This is a genomic window from Olivibacter sitiensis DSM 17696 (assembly GCF_000427965.1).
GTDB lineage: Bacteria > Bacteroidota > Bacteroidia > Sphingobacteriales > Sphingobacteriaceae > Olivibacter > Olivibacter sitiensis.
In genome coordinates, this window is record NZ_ATZA01000026.1 from 53,337 (window position 1) to 68,644 (window position 15,308).

The 15,308-nt window shown below is 44.7% G+C and carries 12 protein-coding genes and 1 tRNA gene; 11 read left to right on the forward strand and 2 right to left on the reverse strand.

The features are described 5' to 3' along the window. Positions 1-13: 13 nt before the first annotated feature. Both A37S_RS0113915 and A37S_RS0113920 read left to right on the forward strand, forming a co-directional pair. On the forward strand, positions 14-1,333 hold the full coding sequence (locus tag A37S_RS0113915; RefSeq protein ID WP_028297523.1) for a hemolysin family protein: 1,320 nt from the start codon (positions 14-16) through the stop codon (positions 1,331-1,333). Further along, positions 1,330-2,055: a 16S rRNA (uracil(1498)-N(3))-methyltransferase gene (locus A37S_RS0113920; protein WP_342663601.1), complete on the forward strand. Its 726-nt coding sequence runs from the start codon at positions 1,330-1,332 to the stop codon at positions 2,053-2,055. Before A37S_RS0113915 ends, A37S_RS0113920 begins: the two co-directional genes overlap by 4 nt. Positions 2,056-2,061: 6 nt before the next feature. Here A37S_RS0113920 and A37S_RS0113925 read toward each other — a convergent pair whose 3' ends face one another. Both A37S_RS0113925 and A37S_RS0113930 read right to left on the reverse strand, forming a co-directional pair. After that, on the reverse strand, positions 2,062-2,901 hold the full coding sequence (locus A37S_RS0113925; RefSeq protein WP_028297525.1) for a prephenate dehydrogenase: 840 nt from the start codon (positions 2,899-2,901) through the stop codon (positions 2,062-2,064). After that, on the reverse strand, positions 2,902-4,062 hold the full coding sequence (locus A37S_RS0113930) for a pyridoxal phosphate-dependent aminotransferase (protein ID WP_028297526.1): 1,161 nt from the start codon (positions 4,060-4,062) through the stop codon (positions 2,902-2,904). Between the two features lie 164 nt (positions 4,063-4,226). Here A37S_RS0113930 and A37S_RS0113935 point away from each other — a divergent pair, with 164 nt between their 5' ends. From A37S_RS0113935 to A37S_RS0113980, 9 genes are all read left to right on the forward strand, one after another. Next, a complete protein-coding gene (locus A37S_RS0113935; RefSeq protein WP_028297527.1) occupies positions 4,227-6,050 on the forward strand; it encodes an ABC transporter ATP-binding protein in 1,824 nt (607 codons plus the stop codon). Between the two features lie 119 nt (positions 6,051-6,169). Then, positions 6,170-6,243: transfer RNA gene (locus tag A37S_RS0113940), tRNA-Ala, on the forward strand. A 231-nt stretch (positions 6,244-6,474) separates the two neighbouring features. After that, the gene (locus tag A37S_RS0113945) at positions 6,475-7,374 is read left to right on the forward strand and encodes a DUF6263 family protein (RefSeq protein ID WP_157278665.1); all 900 of its coding nucleotides are present in this window, start codon (positions 6,475-6,477) and stop codon (positions 7,372-7,374) included. Positions 7,375-7,626: 252 nt separating this feature from the next. Continuing rightward, entirely contained in the window at positions 7,627-9,141 is a 1,515-nt protein-coding gene (locus A37S_RS0113955; protein WP_028297529.1) for a malate:quinone oxidoreductase, read from the forward strand. Positions 9,142-9,313: 172 nt separating this feature from the next. After that, a complete protein-coding gene (locus A37S_RS0113960; protein WP_028297530.1) occupies positions 9,314-10,753 on the forward strand; it encodes a flippase in 1,440 nt (479 codons plus the stop codon). 6 nt (positions 10,754-10,759) lie between these two features. Continuing rightward, the gene (locus A37S_RS24755; RefSeq protein ID WP_051293186.1) at positions 10,760-11,701 is read left to right on the forward strand and encodes a glycosyltransferase family 2 protein; all 942 of its coding nucleotides are present in this window, start codon (positions 10,760-10,762) and stop codon (positions 11,699-11,701) included. A gap of 3 nt (positions 11,702-11,704) precedes the next feature. Continuing rightward, positions 11,705-12,865: a glycosyltransferase gene (locus tag A37S_RS0113970; protein ID WP_028297531.1), complete on the forward strand. Its 1,161-nt coding sequence runs from the start codon at positions 11,705-11,707 to the stop codon at positions 12,863-12,865. 366 nt (positions 12,866-13,231) lie between these two features. After that, positions 13,232-14,347 carry an EpsG family protein gene (locus tag A37S_RS0113975; RefSeq protein ID WP_028297532.1) on the forward strand — a complete coding sequence of 372 codons (1,116 nt, stop codon included), beginning with the start codon at positions 13,232-13,234 and terminating at the stop codon, positions 14,345-14,347. Between the two features lie 4 nt (positions 14,348-14,351). Continuing rightward, the coding region (locus A37S_RS0113980) for a glycosyltransferase family protein (protein WP_028297533.1) at positions 14,352-15,308 on the forward strand (957 nt) is incomplete at its 3' end.

The window sequence follows — 15,308 nt, forward strand, 5'->3', positions numbered from 1 at the left end:
ATAATCCCCAAAAATGGCATTCCAGGTTTTTGTAACTATATTTTTGGTATTGCTGAATGGGTTCTTTGTAGCTGCCGAATTTGCTATTGTGAAGGTGAGAGCCTCGCAAATAGAATTGAAGGCAAAAACGGGGAGCGCGGTAGCAAACATTGCTAAACATATAATACAGCATATGGATGCCTATCTTGCCGCTACCCAACTGGGCATTACCTTGGCTTCCCTGGGACTGGGATGGGTCGGCGAGTCGGTCATGACCGAGATTATCGAAAAGCTATTTGGGCTTTTTGGGGTAGTGTTGGAAGGCAAGCTGGCAACCAATTTGGGGCATGTGCTTGCTTTCGTGATCATTACCATCATGCATATCGTATTTGGCGAGTTGGCCCCCAAATCCATCGCCATTCAAAGGCCGGTAAATACGACCATGATCATCGCTATGCCCCTGCGGTTCATCTACCTATTGTTTCGCCCCTTTATATGGGTGCTCAATGGCTTTGCCAATGTCATTATCAAGATGCTGGGATTTTCCACTCATCCTACCGAGACCACCCATACATCCGAGGAACTGCAATATTTGTTGGACCAAGGAAAGGAAAGTGGAGTGCTAAATATCGCAGAGCATGAGCTTATCAAGAACGTGTTCGATTTCAACGAGCGCGTAGTGAAGAACATCATGGTGCCCCGTACCAAGATGGTGGGAGTGGAGATAAACAGTACCAAGGAAGAATTGCTGGATACCATTATCAGCGAGGGGTATAGCCGTATCCCGGTATATGATGAGACGATAGACAAGATTGTGGGCATTATTCATGCCAAGGATATCTTGCCGCTTATGGTGAAGAATAAGGATTTCAACATGAAGACCATCATTAGAAAGCCCTATTTCATTGCGGAGAACAAGAAAATCAACGATCTGATGGGCGAGTTTCAGCTCAAAAGGATTCAGATTGCCATTGTGCTGGACGAATTTGGCGGCACCGCTGGTATGGTCACGCTAGAGGATATCGTGGAAGAACTCGTAGGCGAAATTCAGGATGAATACGATGAGGAAAAGCCTATTGTAGAAAAGGCTTCCGACCATGAATATATAGTGGACGCCTCGGCAAGTGTGCACGATGTAAATGAGTATTTGCCAGAGGAACTGCCATTAAGCCCAGAGTACGATAGTGTTTCGGGTTTGGTGATCAATGTCTTTGACAAGATTCCAGATGTGGGAGAGCATAAGGAATTGAATAACTATATTTTTACTATCCTTAAGAAAACTCAGCAAAATATTGAATATGTGCGGCTAGAGTGGAACCCAAAAGAAGATAAGGATAAGGAAGATAATGATTGACAAGGGTAAAAGTGCATCTGTTTTATACTCCACAAATAGACCTAGATAGCAAAAGATATGTGCTGAATGAAGAAGAGAGCCGGCATGCTACCCGGGTACTTCGTTTGTCAGCAGGAGATGAAATACATCTTATAGACGGTAAAGGAAATCTGATCAGGTCGCGCATTGCTCTTGTGCATAACAAGCATACCGAAGTAGAACTCTTACAGGTGACGCCAGCCTACGGCAAGCGAAACCATCGCCTTCATATTGCTATTGCCCCCACGAAAAATATAGATCGCCTGGAATGGTTTCTGGAAAAGGCTACCGAAATAGGGATTGATGAGATTACCCCGATCCTATGCGATCACTCCGAACGGAAAGAAGTGAAACTAGAGCGGCTGGACAAGGTCATCACGGCGGCCATGAAGCAATCCATGACAGCCTACCATCCCTTGCTCAACGAAACCGTTAAAATAAAGGATTTTCTGGCCCAGCATGAAGGCAGTGAGCTGTTCATCGCACATTGCGCAGAAGGGAGCAAATCCACCTTGTCCAAGCTATTGGTTCCCGGGCAGGCCGCTACCATACTCATCGGTCCAGAAGGAGATTTCAGCGCAGCTGAAATAGATTTGGCCTTGAAGTCTGGGGCTCAGGCCATCCATTTGGGACCTACGAGATTGAGGACAGAGACCGCTGCCCTCTATGCTTGCATGGAGGTAAACCTGCTGAACAGGGGCTAAGGGCGTTTATTTCAATATACGCCTTATCTTGTTGGATTTTTTTATCAGCTTATTCATCGTGCTGGTATCGCCTCCCTCTATGGCATCATGGAAATGCTGTAGTTGTTTGATGTGTTCTTCCAATACTTCTAGTATATTTTCCTTGTTCTGCCGAAAGATCGGCACCCACATATCCGCAGAGCTTTTGGCCAACCTTACGGTAGATTCAAAGCCGGAACTCGCTAGTTCAAAAATTCTTCCCTGCGATTTCTCCTTCTCCAACACCGTCAATGCAAGCGCAAATGAGGTGATGTGGGAGATATGCGACACATAGGCAGTATGGGTATCGTGTTCCTTGGCGTTCATGAAGATGGTGCGTGCCTCCAACTGTTCGACGATGCTTTCGGCCACCTCAAAGGCATCCTCATCACTGTCTGTCGCGTCGCAATAGATCATTACCTTGCCCTTAAAGAGATTGGGAATGGCTGCATCAGGTCCCGAATATTCCGTACCGGCCATAGGGTGCATGGCTACCAGCCTCCCACGTTTCGGGTGGTCTTTGACATGTTCCAAGATATGCTCCTTGGTAGATCCCATTTCCATTACCACCTGTGTGTCTACTTGGTCTAGTATCTGAGGGAGTAGGCTTTGGATGACATCTACGGGAACGGTGAGTATAATGACCCGAGCATTGGCAATGGCCTCCTTCAGGGGCATTCCCTGGTCTATAAAACCTTTCTCCAGGGCCTTTTTCAGGTGCTGTTCACTCTTGTCTACGCCAATTATTTTGGCGGGGAAACCTTTTTCCTTTAAGCTGATGGCTAGGGATCCGCCAATGAGTCCGGTTCCTATTATGGCGATGTTCATTTACTGTATGTCCTTTATTCTGTTGATAGCTTGTTCAAAAATGGGTTCTTTGGCGCAAAGGCTTATCCTGATATATTTATCTCCTTCCGAGCCAAAAATTCCGCCGGGAGTAATGAATACCTTTGCCTGTTGCAGTATATGATCGCTGAGCTCGTAGGCATTCGCATAATCATCCGGAATATGCGCCCATAGAAACAAGCCCACCTGTTTGGTGCTGTAGGTGCAGTGCAGTACATTCAGAAGCTCTTCTGCTTTTTGTCTCCTCAGGAGGTAGATTTCGTGCAGAGAGCTATACCAGTCGGGACCTAGTTCCAGTGCCGTGGCAGCAGCCATTTGCAAAGGCAAGAACATGCCTGAGTCCATGTTGCTTTTGAAACGTAGGATTTCATTTATCCGATCTGCGTGTGCAGATAACATGCCAATGCGCCAGCCGGCCATATTGCTCGATTTGCTCAAAGAGTTGAGCTCAATGACGCACTCCTTGGCAAAGGGCCTGGAAAGGAGGCTTCTTGGACGTTCTGTCAAAATAAAGCTATACGGGTTGTCATGGCAAATCAAGATGTTGTACTTCAAGCCAAAGGCGATCAGTTGATCAAAAAAATCGTCATTTGCTTCCGCTCCCGTGGGCATGTGCGGGTAGTTGATCCACATCAACTTTACTTTAGACAGATCTCTTTTTTCCAGTTCAGCCAAATTGGGCAGCCAATCGTTCTCGGCATTTAGCGAATAGCTTATTGGTGTGGCCCCACTCAGCTGTACAGCGGAGCGATAGGTGGGATAACCGGGATTGGGAATGAGTGCCTCGTCTCCTTCTTGCAGGTAGGTCATGCAGATATGCATGATGCCCTCTTTAGATCCCATGAGTGGCAATATTTCGGTCTCGGGATCCAAAGATACCTTGTAGTACCTGCCGTACCATTCGGCGATGGCAGTCCTCAATGCCGGAATGCCCTTGTAGTTTTGGTAGCCATGACTATTGTCTAGGGAAGCATAGTGGCTCAAGGTTTCAATAACCCTTGGATGGGGAGGTAGGTCGGGGCTGCCAATACCCAGGTTGATTACCTGATGCCCAGCCTTGTTGAGCGCGTCAATTTCCCGCAGTTTCTTGGAAAAAAAATATTCTTGGGTGTGCTGTAGACGAGCAGCGACATTAATCTGCATGATAAGCTCTTTTTTTTGCGACTAAGTTAGGAAGGAAAATAGATATTTATGCAGTAGGAGGCAAATAAATCACGGCAATGCCATCATTACGTTTATATAATGGATTCTTTACTTTCAGCTATAGCACTTTTTCTTACCTTTGACCTTTTGTATTAGTGCCTTGAATGAAGACATATTTTAGATTACTTGCTTTTGCCAAGCCCATTGAGAAGTACGCTATCCCATATATTCTGTGTACCATCATTACCGTTTTCTTTGGTACTTTGAACCTCACGCTGCTCATTCCGCTGATGAGCACTCTTTTTCAAAGGGAAGACGCGGGCATTTCGTCCAGGCCCGACTCCTGGTTTGACTTGACGGATACCTTCAAGTATTTTACGTACGAGATGCAAACGAAGTTTGGAGAATATGGAGCCCTGCAACGCGTCCTGTTAGTGGTGGTGATTTCGGTTTTTATTAGCAATCTATTCCGTTATCTTTCGCAACGGGTGATGGAGAACCTCCGTATACATACCCTTTTAAACTTACGCAAGGCTGTTTTCGACAATGTAATGAACTTGCATGTGGGCTTTTTCAGCAGCCAAAGGAAAGGGGATATCATTTCCAAGATCGCTTCTGACGTTCAGGTCGTGCAGTATTCTGTGACGGCTACGCTTCAGGTGGTTTTTAAAGAGCCACTTACTTTGCTATTTTATCTGGTAACCTTATTTGCCATAAGCGTTAAGCTTACGTTGTTTTCCATTCTGGTGGTTCCAGTTTCGGCGTTTGTCATTTCGTTGATAGTTAGAAGGTTAAAGCAGCAGGCGGTGTTGGGACAACAGGTGTATGGCAGGATGATCAGTTACCTGGACGAGGCGCTTTCGGGCATTAAGGTCATCAAGGCCTTCAATGCCACGGAATATATCAAAAATCGGTTTCACAATGAAAATGTCTATTATAGCAAAATAGGTAGGCGCATGGCACGGAGGCAACAGATGGCTTCGCCGGTTTCCGAGTTGCTGGGTATCCTCATGGTGGCGATGATTGTCCTTTATGCCGGTAAATTGGTGCTGGCAGGTGAAGGTGAGCTGGACGCCGCTTCGTTCGTGGGCTATATTGCAATCTTTTCACAGTTGATGCGTCCCGCAAAGGCCATTACCGATTCTTTCAGCAACATTCACTCTGGCTTGGCGGCAGGAGAGCGGGTGCTAGAACTGATAGACGAAAAGCCGGAGATAACCGATGCACCCCATGCAAAGGAAATTGACGGTTTTAACAAGGGCATTAAGTTGGTAAATGTATCGTTCTCCTATTCCGATAGACAAGTGCTGACGGATATCAACTTTGAGGTGCCCAAAGGGCAGACAGTAGCATTGGTAGGGCCTTCTGGAGGTGGGAAATCGACGTTAATGGACCTCATACCTCGCTTCATTGAAGTAGAAAAGGGTGAGATTCTGATCGATGATACCAATATCAAGGAGATAAGTACCTACTCCCTGCGCAACCAGATGGGGATGGTGAGCCAAGAGTCCATATTGTTCAATGATACCATATTTAACAACATCGCTTTCGGGGCGGAAGGCATTAGTGAAGCGGACGTGATTAATGCCGCCAAAATAGCCAATGCACACCATTTTATCTTGGAAACGGCACATGGCTATCAGACCAATATCGGTGATAGGGGGATAAAGCTTTCTGGCGGCCAGCGGCAGCGTATTTGCATTGCCAGGGCCGTATTGCGCAATCCGCCTATATTGTTGCTGGATGAGGCAACATCTGCCTTAGATACCGAATCGGAAAAGTTGGTGCAAGAGTCGCTCAATAGCCTGATGAAAAATAGAACTACCTTGGTTATTGCCCATCGTTTAAGTACCATTCGCAGCGCGGATAATATTATTGTCCTTGAATCCGGCCGTGTCGTTGAACAGGGCAATCACGAGCAGCTGATGCAAAAGGAGACTGGACTTTACAAAAAGCTGGTAAATATGCAGCAATTTGAAACGGATTAGAAGATCGAAGCGTAGGGCCATTTCCGGCGTTGAGATAACTCGCCGAGTCGATTCCATTTTTGAAAATTGATGTTGTGAATATTGGTTTTTATGGCTATGTTTGCCCCACCAAATCAAACGGGGGATTAGCTCAGCTGGCTAGAGCGCTTCCATGGCATGGAAGAGGTCATCGGTTCGACTCCGATATTCTCCACATTAAATAGGTCTTCTGCTTACACGGAAGGCCTGTTTTTTTTCATTGCCTACAAGGTATATCATATCCATAAAGCCATTTTACATTTAATTTCTAGTTTTTTGTGCAAAATACCTATTTTGTGACATTGAAAATGGGATGAGCTAGCACTTAAGGAGGAGATGAACGGGTAGGCTTATGCAAGCTTCATTGCCATTAAGGGACAATTTATTCAAATGAAAATTCTTACCTATGAATGTGATTTATAGTTTACGTTCTTTTTTTGTTTTTGTAGTTATAGTGTCCTTGCCCCAATGGATGCTAGCGCAATCGTCCGTTGACCTCAAATTACGAATTAAGCCCCAAGACAAGTTCTCCGTGGAGCAGAAGCTGGTGCAAGAGATCAAGCAGGTGGCAATGGGACAGGAGGTCAATATTATCCAAAACAGCAAGATAAGCTATGATTATGACGTACTAGCAGCCAATGCGGAGGAGATAGTGATCAGGTCTACGTTCAGGTCCATACAACTGGATATGACCACTCCGCAAGGCAATCTATCAATTGACTCGGAGCAGGATATCGACTCTGTAAATCCCTTGAAGCCCGTGGGAGAGATGGTTGGGAAGTCCTTTTCGATATATCTCAGCCCGAAAGGGGAAGTGAACAAGGTGGAAGGCTTCACCAGCATGTTTGAACAGATGGACAACGAAGCTACCAAGAATATGATAGAACAGATGTTCAATGACGAACTGATGGCCAAATCCTTTGAAGCTATCTTCAAAATTTATCCATCAGGCTCCGTTAAAAAGGGAGATAGTTGGAACAGCACCATTTCGGCTACTACCGGAGGCATGTTTATCACCACCAGCGAAAATACTTATACGCTTTATGATCTGGCAAATGACCACGCTACGATAAATGTACAGTCGGACGTGCGAATCGCACCGGCCGGTAACGGTAAGATGATGGGCATGGATATGGAGTATGACTTGAAAGGTATACAAACAGGAAAAATAGTGGTAGATGTCAATACGGGGATGGCGAGTGATTTTACAATAGAACAGCTTATTTCCGGCGCCATCAAGGCGCAGGGAATGACTATACCCGTAACAATCAAGACCAATAATGACGTGCAGGCCAAGAAACTTTAATGCAGAGAGGCAAGAAAAAATTATTTATTGGCCAGTTAGGATATATTGATCGGTAAAATGAATAAATCCTAAATTATTTTTACCATAAGATGGAAATATCGTAGCCAAATATTGCCAATAATCCGTCACGAGGCTTATTTTTGTGAACATGTTTCCTATTGGGACAAAGGAATGCCTAAAGGTGATCGATTGATCTTATTCTTCCTTTAGGCTTGAAACGAACATTTATAGAACTATTCTATCAGATTCATCATGAGTAATATATCAAATACACAAGAAACGGATGTCCTATTGATTGGTGCCGGTATCATGAGTGCCACGCTGGGGGTCATGTTAAAAAAGATCATGCCCGATGCCCAGGTGCAGGTGTACGAACGCCTAAACGAGATTGCCGCAGAAAGTTCGGATGCGTGGAACAATGCAGGTACGGGACATTCGGCATTATGTGAGCTCAACTATACGCCCGAACTGCCCGACGGATCGGTGGAAATTAAGAAAGCGATTCATATTGCCGAACAGTTTGAGGTATCCAAGGAGTTTTGGTCTTACCTGGTGGAGGATGGCGTCATTACCGACCCGAAGGATTTTATTCGGATGGTGCCTCACATGAGCTTTGTGTGGGGAGAAAAAAATGTGGAATACCTTCGTAAGCGTTATGAAAAAATGGCAGGGCACCATTTTTTCAAAGGCATGGAGTATTCGGAAGACCACGGGCAATTGCGCAAGTGGATACCCTTGATCATGGAAGGAAGGGATGCATCAGAACACTTGGCCGCTACCAAGATTGATATCGGCACCGATGTGAACTTTGGGGCACTTACGCGCATGCTCTTTTCTTACCTTCAGCAGCAGCCGAACGTAAACATTGCCATGCGCAAGGAAGTGCGCAGGTTGCATAAGTTGCCTGATGGGCGTTGGTCTGTGACCATTAAGGACATGGAAACCAAGGAAAGAACGCATATTATCACACGCTTTATTTTCATAGGTGCCGGAGGTGGCGCCTTGCGCTTGCTGGAAAAATCGGGCATTCCCGAGGGCAGGGGCTTTGGGGGTTTTCCCGTAGGAGGCCAGTGGTTGCGTTGTACCAATGAAGAAATTATCGCGGAACATGCTGCCAAGGTATACGGAAAAGCCAGCGTGGGCGCGCCGCCCATGTCAGTTCCGCATTTGGATACCCGGGTGATAGATGGCAAGAAAGCCCTGTTGTTTGGGCCTTTCGCTGGTTTCTCCACCAAGTTCCTCAAGCAGGGCTCGTGGTTAGATCTTCCTTTTTCCATTAAGATGAACAATATTAAGCCCATGGTGATGGCCGGCTTGGCCAATCTGAGCCTCACCAAATACCTTATTGAGCAGGTGCGCCTATCACAAGCAGACAGGGTACAGTCGCTTCGCGATTTTGTGCCCACTGCCAAAGATGAAGACTGGGAATTGGAAGTGGCTGGACAGCGGGTGCAGGTTATCAAAAAAGATCCCGAAAAAGGGGGCATACTGCAGTTTGGTACCGAAGTGGTAACAAGTGCCGATGGCAGCATATCCGCCTTGTTGGGTGCTTCGCCAGGCGCGTCTACCTCTGTTTCCATCATGCTCACGCTCATACAGCGCTGTTTCAAGGATAAGGTGCAGAGCAAGCAATGGCAAGATGCCTTTAAGAAAATGATCCCTTCTTATGGAGAATCTTTGGCGGCAAATGCGGCCTTGGCCAAGGAAACCAGGGATAAAAGCAGCAAGTCCTTGCAGCTAGAGGTGAAGGAAGAGGTGGAAGGGTAGTTAGTAGCAAGCCTTTGCCGTAATATACGTTGAAAGGGAGGTCTCCTTGCCAGGAAACCTCCCTTCCTGTTTTAACTATGTGTGTCGTAGAGAAAGCTGCCATTCGATTTTTCGTTTGCCAGTGAAAGGCTTTTTACTAAAAAGGCCTATTTTTGTACGTAAATTCTAATAGGTGGCGAGTATAAAGAGAAATGCACTGTTCAATATATCGTTAGCGGTAAGTCAGGTTTTGTTTCCACTGGTTACTTTTCCTTATATCTCTAGGGTGTTGGGCCCAGAAGGAGTTGGTACCGTAAGCTTTATTGATAATTATACCCAGTATTTCGTGCTTTTGGCTGCATTGGGCATCCCGACATATGGGGTACGCGAGATTTCGAGGGCAGGAAAAGATCGAGCATCTCGCTCCCGTGTTTTTTCCGAACTGTTGCTGCTGCACTTTTTGGCCATGCTTTTCCTCCTGTTGCTTTACATGAGTTGCTTTTACTTCGTGCCTAGACTAGCTGAATACCGATCCTTAATGCTTGCAGGTAGTACGCTCTTGGTTTCCAGCACGTTTTTGATTGAATGGCTGTACCAAGGCATGGAGCAATTTCCCTTTATTGCCATTCGTACGATCATTATTAGGATCGTAGCCATTATTGCGATTTTTCTTTTTGTGCATGAACGTGAGGATTATGTGCTTTATTATGCCATCAATTGCGGTGCCGTCGCTGTTAGCGCCATTGTCAATCTGGCTTATGCTAGACCTATGTTGACGGGCGTATCCATTGGCGTTCTGTCATTAAGAAGGCATCTAAAACCTTTGCTGTACATTTTTAGCACGGCCATAGTGAGTAGTGTCTACACTTTGCTTGATACCGTTTTGCTTGGCTTTTTGACTGATAACGTCCAAGTGGGGTATTACAGTACTTCAGTCAAGCTGAGTAAAATAGCAGTCATGACGTTGGCTGCGCTATCGGCGGTGCTCGTTCCGCCACTTTCTTCCGCTTTCAAAGAGGAAAGGCAGGGAGATGCTTTGCAGCTGTTGAACAAATCGTTCGATTCCTCTTGCTTATTGGGAGTTCCCTTGTCCATCGGCATGTTCTGCGTTGCAGACTCCTTGATTCTGGTTTTTTCTGGGAGTGCATTCGCGCCTTCCATCGCCTCTTTGCAGATCTTGTCGCCAACGATCCTTATCGTTGGGTTTAGCTATATTTACGGTATGCAAATACTGAATCCGGCGGGCTATGAGCGGTATTTCTTCCGTGCTACAGCGGTGGGCATGCTGTTAAGCCTGTGCAGCAATCTGCTGCTCATTCCCTCTCTACAATATATTGGTGCTGCATTGAGCAATCTGATCGTAGAATCGGTGGTATTGTTGTTTCTGGTATCCTATTCGAGACATGTTGTTGCCTTTCATCCCCATTGGCAGCAACTTTTCAAGGCCGTGATCGCTTGTTTGCCATTTTTTTTCATTGTAGATTGGATAAAACATTTGTCATTTGTTTCGCTCCACACACAATTGGCTGTCATGATCATAACTTGTGCCTTGCAGTATATTGTCGTACAGCTCATGGTGTGGCGCAATCCGTTAATACATGGGTACGTTGAGCGTTTTTTTACGAAGAAATGAGGATAGATGGAGCAAGGACCTACATATACCATTGCCATACCGGCATATAAAGGAAAGTATTTGCATGACTGCATAGCCAGTGTATTGGCGCAGTCCATGGCCGATTTTGAACTGATTGTCGTAGATGACTGCTCTCCGGACGACATACAGGGCATTGTTGAGGCATTTCCGGCAGGCAGTATTAGGTATTACAGAAACGAGATCAATACAGGCGCGCGAAATGTGGTAGACAACTGGAACAAGTGCCTTTCACTGGCAACAGGGCAGTTTTTTGTGTTGATGGGCGACGATGATATGATGGAGCCCAACTACTTGGAAGAGTTCTCCAAGCTGATAGCGCAATATCCCGGTCTGGATGTGTATCATTGTAGGTGCAAGGTAATGGATGAGCAGGGCAAGCCGCTATTTTTGTCTGCTCCTTGTCCTTCCTTTGAAACCGTTTATGATCATATTCTGGAAAGGTTGTATATGAGAAGAACGCAATATATCTCTGATTTTGTCTATGATATAGACGCACTTCGATCCCATGGCGGTTTTTTCTTTTTGCCTCAGGCCTGGGGATCGGATGATATTACAGCTTTCCGAGCAGCTATGTATAAAGGTATTGGTTATACAAGTGCCGTGCTCTTTAACTATCGGCAATCGAGTATTACCATTACAACATCGGGTAATGTAGAAGATAAAGTGGAGGCTGTCAATATGCAAGAGGTATGGTTAAGAGATTTTTTAGAAAGGCAACCGACCAATCCTCTGGACGAGATTGTCCATAAGCAAATATGCAATGAATTTGAAGGGCTTATGTTAAGAAAGAAAACAGAAATCATTAGACAGGATTTAGAACAAGGAGGCTTTCTTTGCCTCATGAAATGGGTTTATTGGGCATACGGTTTAGAAGTGCCGATAGTATCCATTATAAAACTCTATTTGCTTAGTAAAGTAAGAAAGTAGTAGATGAAGAAAATACTCATTGTTTCGCCTATTGCCTGTTATCCATCTTATTATGGTAATGCTGCCCGTATTGCACATTTTACAAGTTACTTTAAGGAGCAGGGCTATGAAGTTTGCTACCTGCACCTGCCTGATCGTGCTGGAGATTTTTCTGAAATGAGAATGCGATTGGGCAATAATTATATACTTAAGCCATATACCGGTCGGAAGACCGTTTTATGGCGCCTGCGCTTGCGGGCTATTTTTAGTTTGTTGAGAGGCAAGCCACATAGGCTTGTTAAAGTTGACGACTTTTTGGAGCAGGGCGAAATAGATTGGTATAAAAAGGCATTGAATAGTTTCCAGCCAGACTGTGTTTGGGTAAACTATACCTATTATAGCAAGCTTTTTGAAGTGACTCCAGTACATGTTCAAAAAATATTGGATACACATGATTGCTTACATCTGCGGTTCAAGAGTCTTTACGGAAAAGGGCGTGCTATGCAGCGGTACCGTATTGATCTTGACGATGAAATAGCAGCACTAAATAGGGCAGATAAGGTAGTAAGCATCCAGGACGAAGAAACGAGTTTTTTTTTAGCACATGGTTGCAGATCGCCCCTTTTTACAATAGGCTATACTTTTGATTATAAACCCACGGAGCCCAGGCAAAAAAGAGAACGGATTTTATATATTGGTGCAGATTATTCCGCAAACAGGGACGCAATCGCTTTTTTTCTGGAGGAAATATGGCCAGAACTTGCCAGGCGCGTGCCAGGTGTGATGTTATATATTGCCGGAACCGTGGGGCTAGGGCTTAAATTGGATATGCAAATACCTAAGGGAGTGCATATTATGGGTGTAGTGGACGATATTGCCGATTTATATGAACAAGTGGATGTTGCTATCAATCCTGCGAGAATGGGGTCGGGATTAAAAATAAAGAGTATAGAAGCTCTGTCTTATGGAAAGCCCCTGGTGACAACTGCCATGGGTGCGGCTGGTATGGCACTCTTTGTAAATGGTGGACTTTTGTTGGCCGAGCGTGCTGATGAATGGCTTTACTTCATAGTACGTTTGTTGACAGACGATATCTATTACTCCGAAAAAAAGGAAGCGATTGCCGAAGCAAGTCGTATTTATAACGATAGCTGTCTGCGAGAATTGAATCGTCTGCTAAAGTAATCAGAAGATGGAAAGAAATGTGATATTTTGTGTACGGAGCATGCACTTAGCTGGACGCAAGGGAAGAGCCGTTGCTCAATTGCTAACGCGTTAAACTAAACAATTCTTTGTGTTTTTTTTTGTTTGGACGGGCATATGGACAGTTTCTATCCTATTGACGAAGGTGTAAAGAGCTACTCCATGTCCCCGTTATCTTTCTTGGGCAAGAGCCAACGGAAGGAAATCGATTTATATCTTCGTTTATTGCATCTATAAAGGATAAATTAGGGCTACGGCGTTTTATCCTTGTGGCGCAAGAAGATGATATAGATATGAACACGCTAACGCAGATGGTCGAAAGAAATTATAGAGCTTATTAATATTTACATGGCAATATACATTGTGTTATATGTTTTTTTTGCTTTACTGGCCTTGCTTGATCTCCTCAAGTATACCCGTGAAGTAAAGCCCTATGTGTGTTTTTTCGCCGTTTCCCTGCTTATCTTTGTTAGTTCTATCCGTTGGAATGTTGGTACGGATTGGTACTCCTATCTGGATTTTTACGAACGCATCGACAGTTATATTCAGCAACCAGAGCTGAATATGATGGAAAGGGGATTTTCCTATTTAAACTATATCGTTTATCATTTAGGATGGAATTATAGCGGATTTTTGACAGTTATGGCTATCTTGATGATTGGTATAAAGGTACGGGTTTTTTACGAGCACAAGGCCATTATGATGCTCCTCCTATTTTTATATTACTGCTATTTTCTGGGAGATATTTTTGGTGTAAGGCAGTTTTTGGCCATTTCCATTACGTTATTCAGCGTACGTTACATAGTTTCCAGAAGCCTGCTCGCTTTCCTTTCTTGTATTGTATTGGCTTCCAGTATACATATTACCGCGGCCTTTTTTGTTTTTTCGTACTGGATCTACCCCTTTCGGTATTCACCAAGCATGTTATACTTCAGCCTGTTGGTTGCATTAATACTCGGTTTTATGGATGTAGGTGGAATGACTGCCAGGGCAGTGATGAATATGGTAGGTATCGATAGCCGAGTAGGTGATAAACTCATGCAGTATGGTGATGACGGGATGGATACCGCGCAGGGCAATCCGTATGTATCTTTTGCTGTTGGTGTAGCTAAGAGAGCCCTTTTCTTGCCTGTATTTATACAAGCTAGGCGTTATGTGGCAGATAGGTATTTAGCGATGTATACGGGTTATTTAAATCTATTGGTATTTGGCAATATGATTTACCTTATATTTATGATAAGTCTGCCCGTTATTGCCCGATTATCTACCGGGTTTCTGATCTTTGAAATTTTTATATTAGCCATGCTGGTCATTACGGTTCGCGACAAATGGATTCGTCTGTTGGCGTTTGGCATCGTTTTGTTGTTTGGTGCCTTTCGCCTATACAACCTGCTCTCCGTATACTGGGATTTATATGTGCCATTCGAGACTATTTTTGCACCGTCCAATATAAAGAGGGAATAGCGAGATGATTTATTTTGCAGAATTATTTATGACTGGAGAACAGCATGTTGCACATAATGCGGCCATGGTGGAAACATGGCTTAGGGCAATGCCGAACGAGCGCATGACTTTATTCTGTTCAAAAGACCATTATGCTCGACTGACACGTCGGTTTTCAAACGATTGGGAAAAAGAACCTATTTTGCGGAGCATGCCAGTTGTAGGCAATAAAAATGGCAGCAAGCTATGGTGGGTAATAAAACACTTAAACGAGGCCTTGCTCATACTGTTTGTTCTTATAAAGGCTCGCTTTGCCAAACCTAAGATCGTTTATTTCTCTTTCCTTTCACCTATAGGGCAATATTGGGCCAGCTTGCTGATTAGGTGTCTTCGTTTTCGGCACCGTCAAGTGTATATCACTTTGCATGGATTGGATATTCTCAAGGGCAACAACCCAAAAGTGATAGACCGGTTGTATGCCTATTCGCTTAAGAAGGCATTCGCTATGGCAAGCAAAAAGAAGCGGTACCTGGTTTTGGAAACACGTGCGTCAAAATACCTAATGGAAAGCGGATATCTGGCCGCTTCGGAAATGATCGAATTGCCGCATCCTTATCATTTTCCTGAAATGGAGACGAGGAGCTATGCCTATCCGCTTACCTTTGTTTTTCTGGGGGTGGCGAGGTTGAGCAAAAACGCGCACCTGTTTTTTCAGCTGGCAGACTTGTTTTCCAGTGAAATACGGAGCGGTAGAGTCAAATTTAAGCTCGTTGGGCAAATTTTGCCCGAACTCTATCCTTATCTAAATGAATGGGTGGAGTACAAGCCTCAGGCTGTCATGTTGGACGAAGAAGATTATCGAAGGCAATGCCTGACTGCCCATTATGCCGTCTTTTTGTACCCGGAAGAAAGTTACGCTTTGACAAGCAGTGGTGCGGTAATGGATGCTATTGCCTATAACCTTCCTATCCTCGCTTTGAAA

Excerpts from the sequence above, each read along its gene's own strand:
- A37S_RS0113915 (WP_028297523.1), top strand. The coding sequence starts at position 14 with ATGGCATTCCAGGTTTTTGTAACTATATTTTTGGTATTGCTGAATGGG.
- A37S_RS0113925 (WP_028297525.1), bottom strand. The coding sequence starts at position 2,901 with ATGAACATCGCCATAATAGGAACCGGACTCATTGGCGGATCCCTAGCC.
- A37S_RS0113930 (WP_028297526.1), bottom strand. The coding sequence starts at position 4,062 with ATGCAGATTAATGTCGCTGCTCGTCTACAGCACACCCAAGAATATTTT.
- A37S_RS0113935 (WP_028297527.1), top strand. The coding sequence starts at position 4,227 with ATGAAGACATATTTTAGATTACTTGCTTTTGCCAAGCCCATTGAGAAG.
- A37S_RS0113945 (WP_157278665.1), top strand. The coding sequence starts at position 6,475 with ATGAATGTGATTTATAGTTTACGTTCTTTTTTTGTTTTTGTAGTTATA.
- A37S_RS0113955 (WP_028297529.1), top strand. The coding sequence starts at position 7,627 with ATGAGTAATATATCAAATACACAAGAAACGGATGTCCTATTGATTGGT.
- A37S_RS24755 (WP_051293186.1), top strand. The coding sequence starts at position 10,760 with ATGGAGCAAGGACCTACATATACCATTGCCATACCGGCATATAAAGGA.
- A37S_RS0113970 (WP_028297531.1), top strand. The coding sequence starts at position 11,705 with ATGAAGAAAATACTCATTGTTTCGCCTATTGCCTGTTATCCATCTTAT.
- A37S_RS0113975 (WP_028297532.1), top strand. The coding sequence starts at position 13,232 with ATGGCAATATACATTGTGTTATATGTTTTTTTTGCTTTACTGGCCTTG.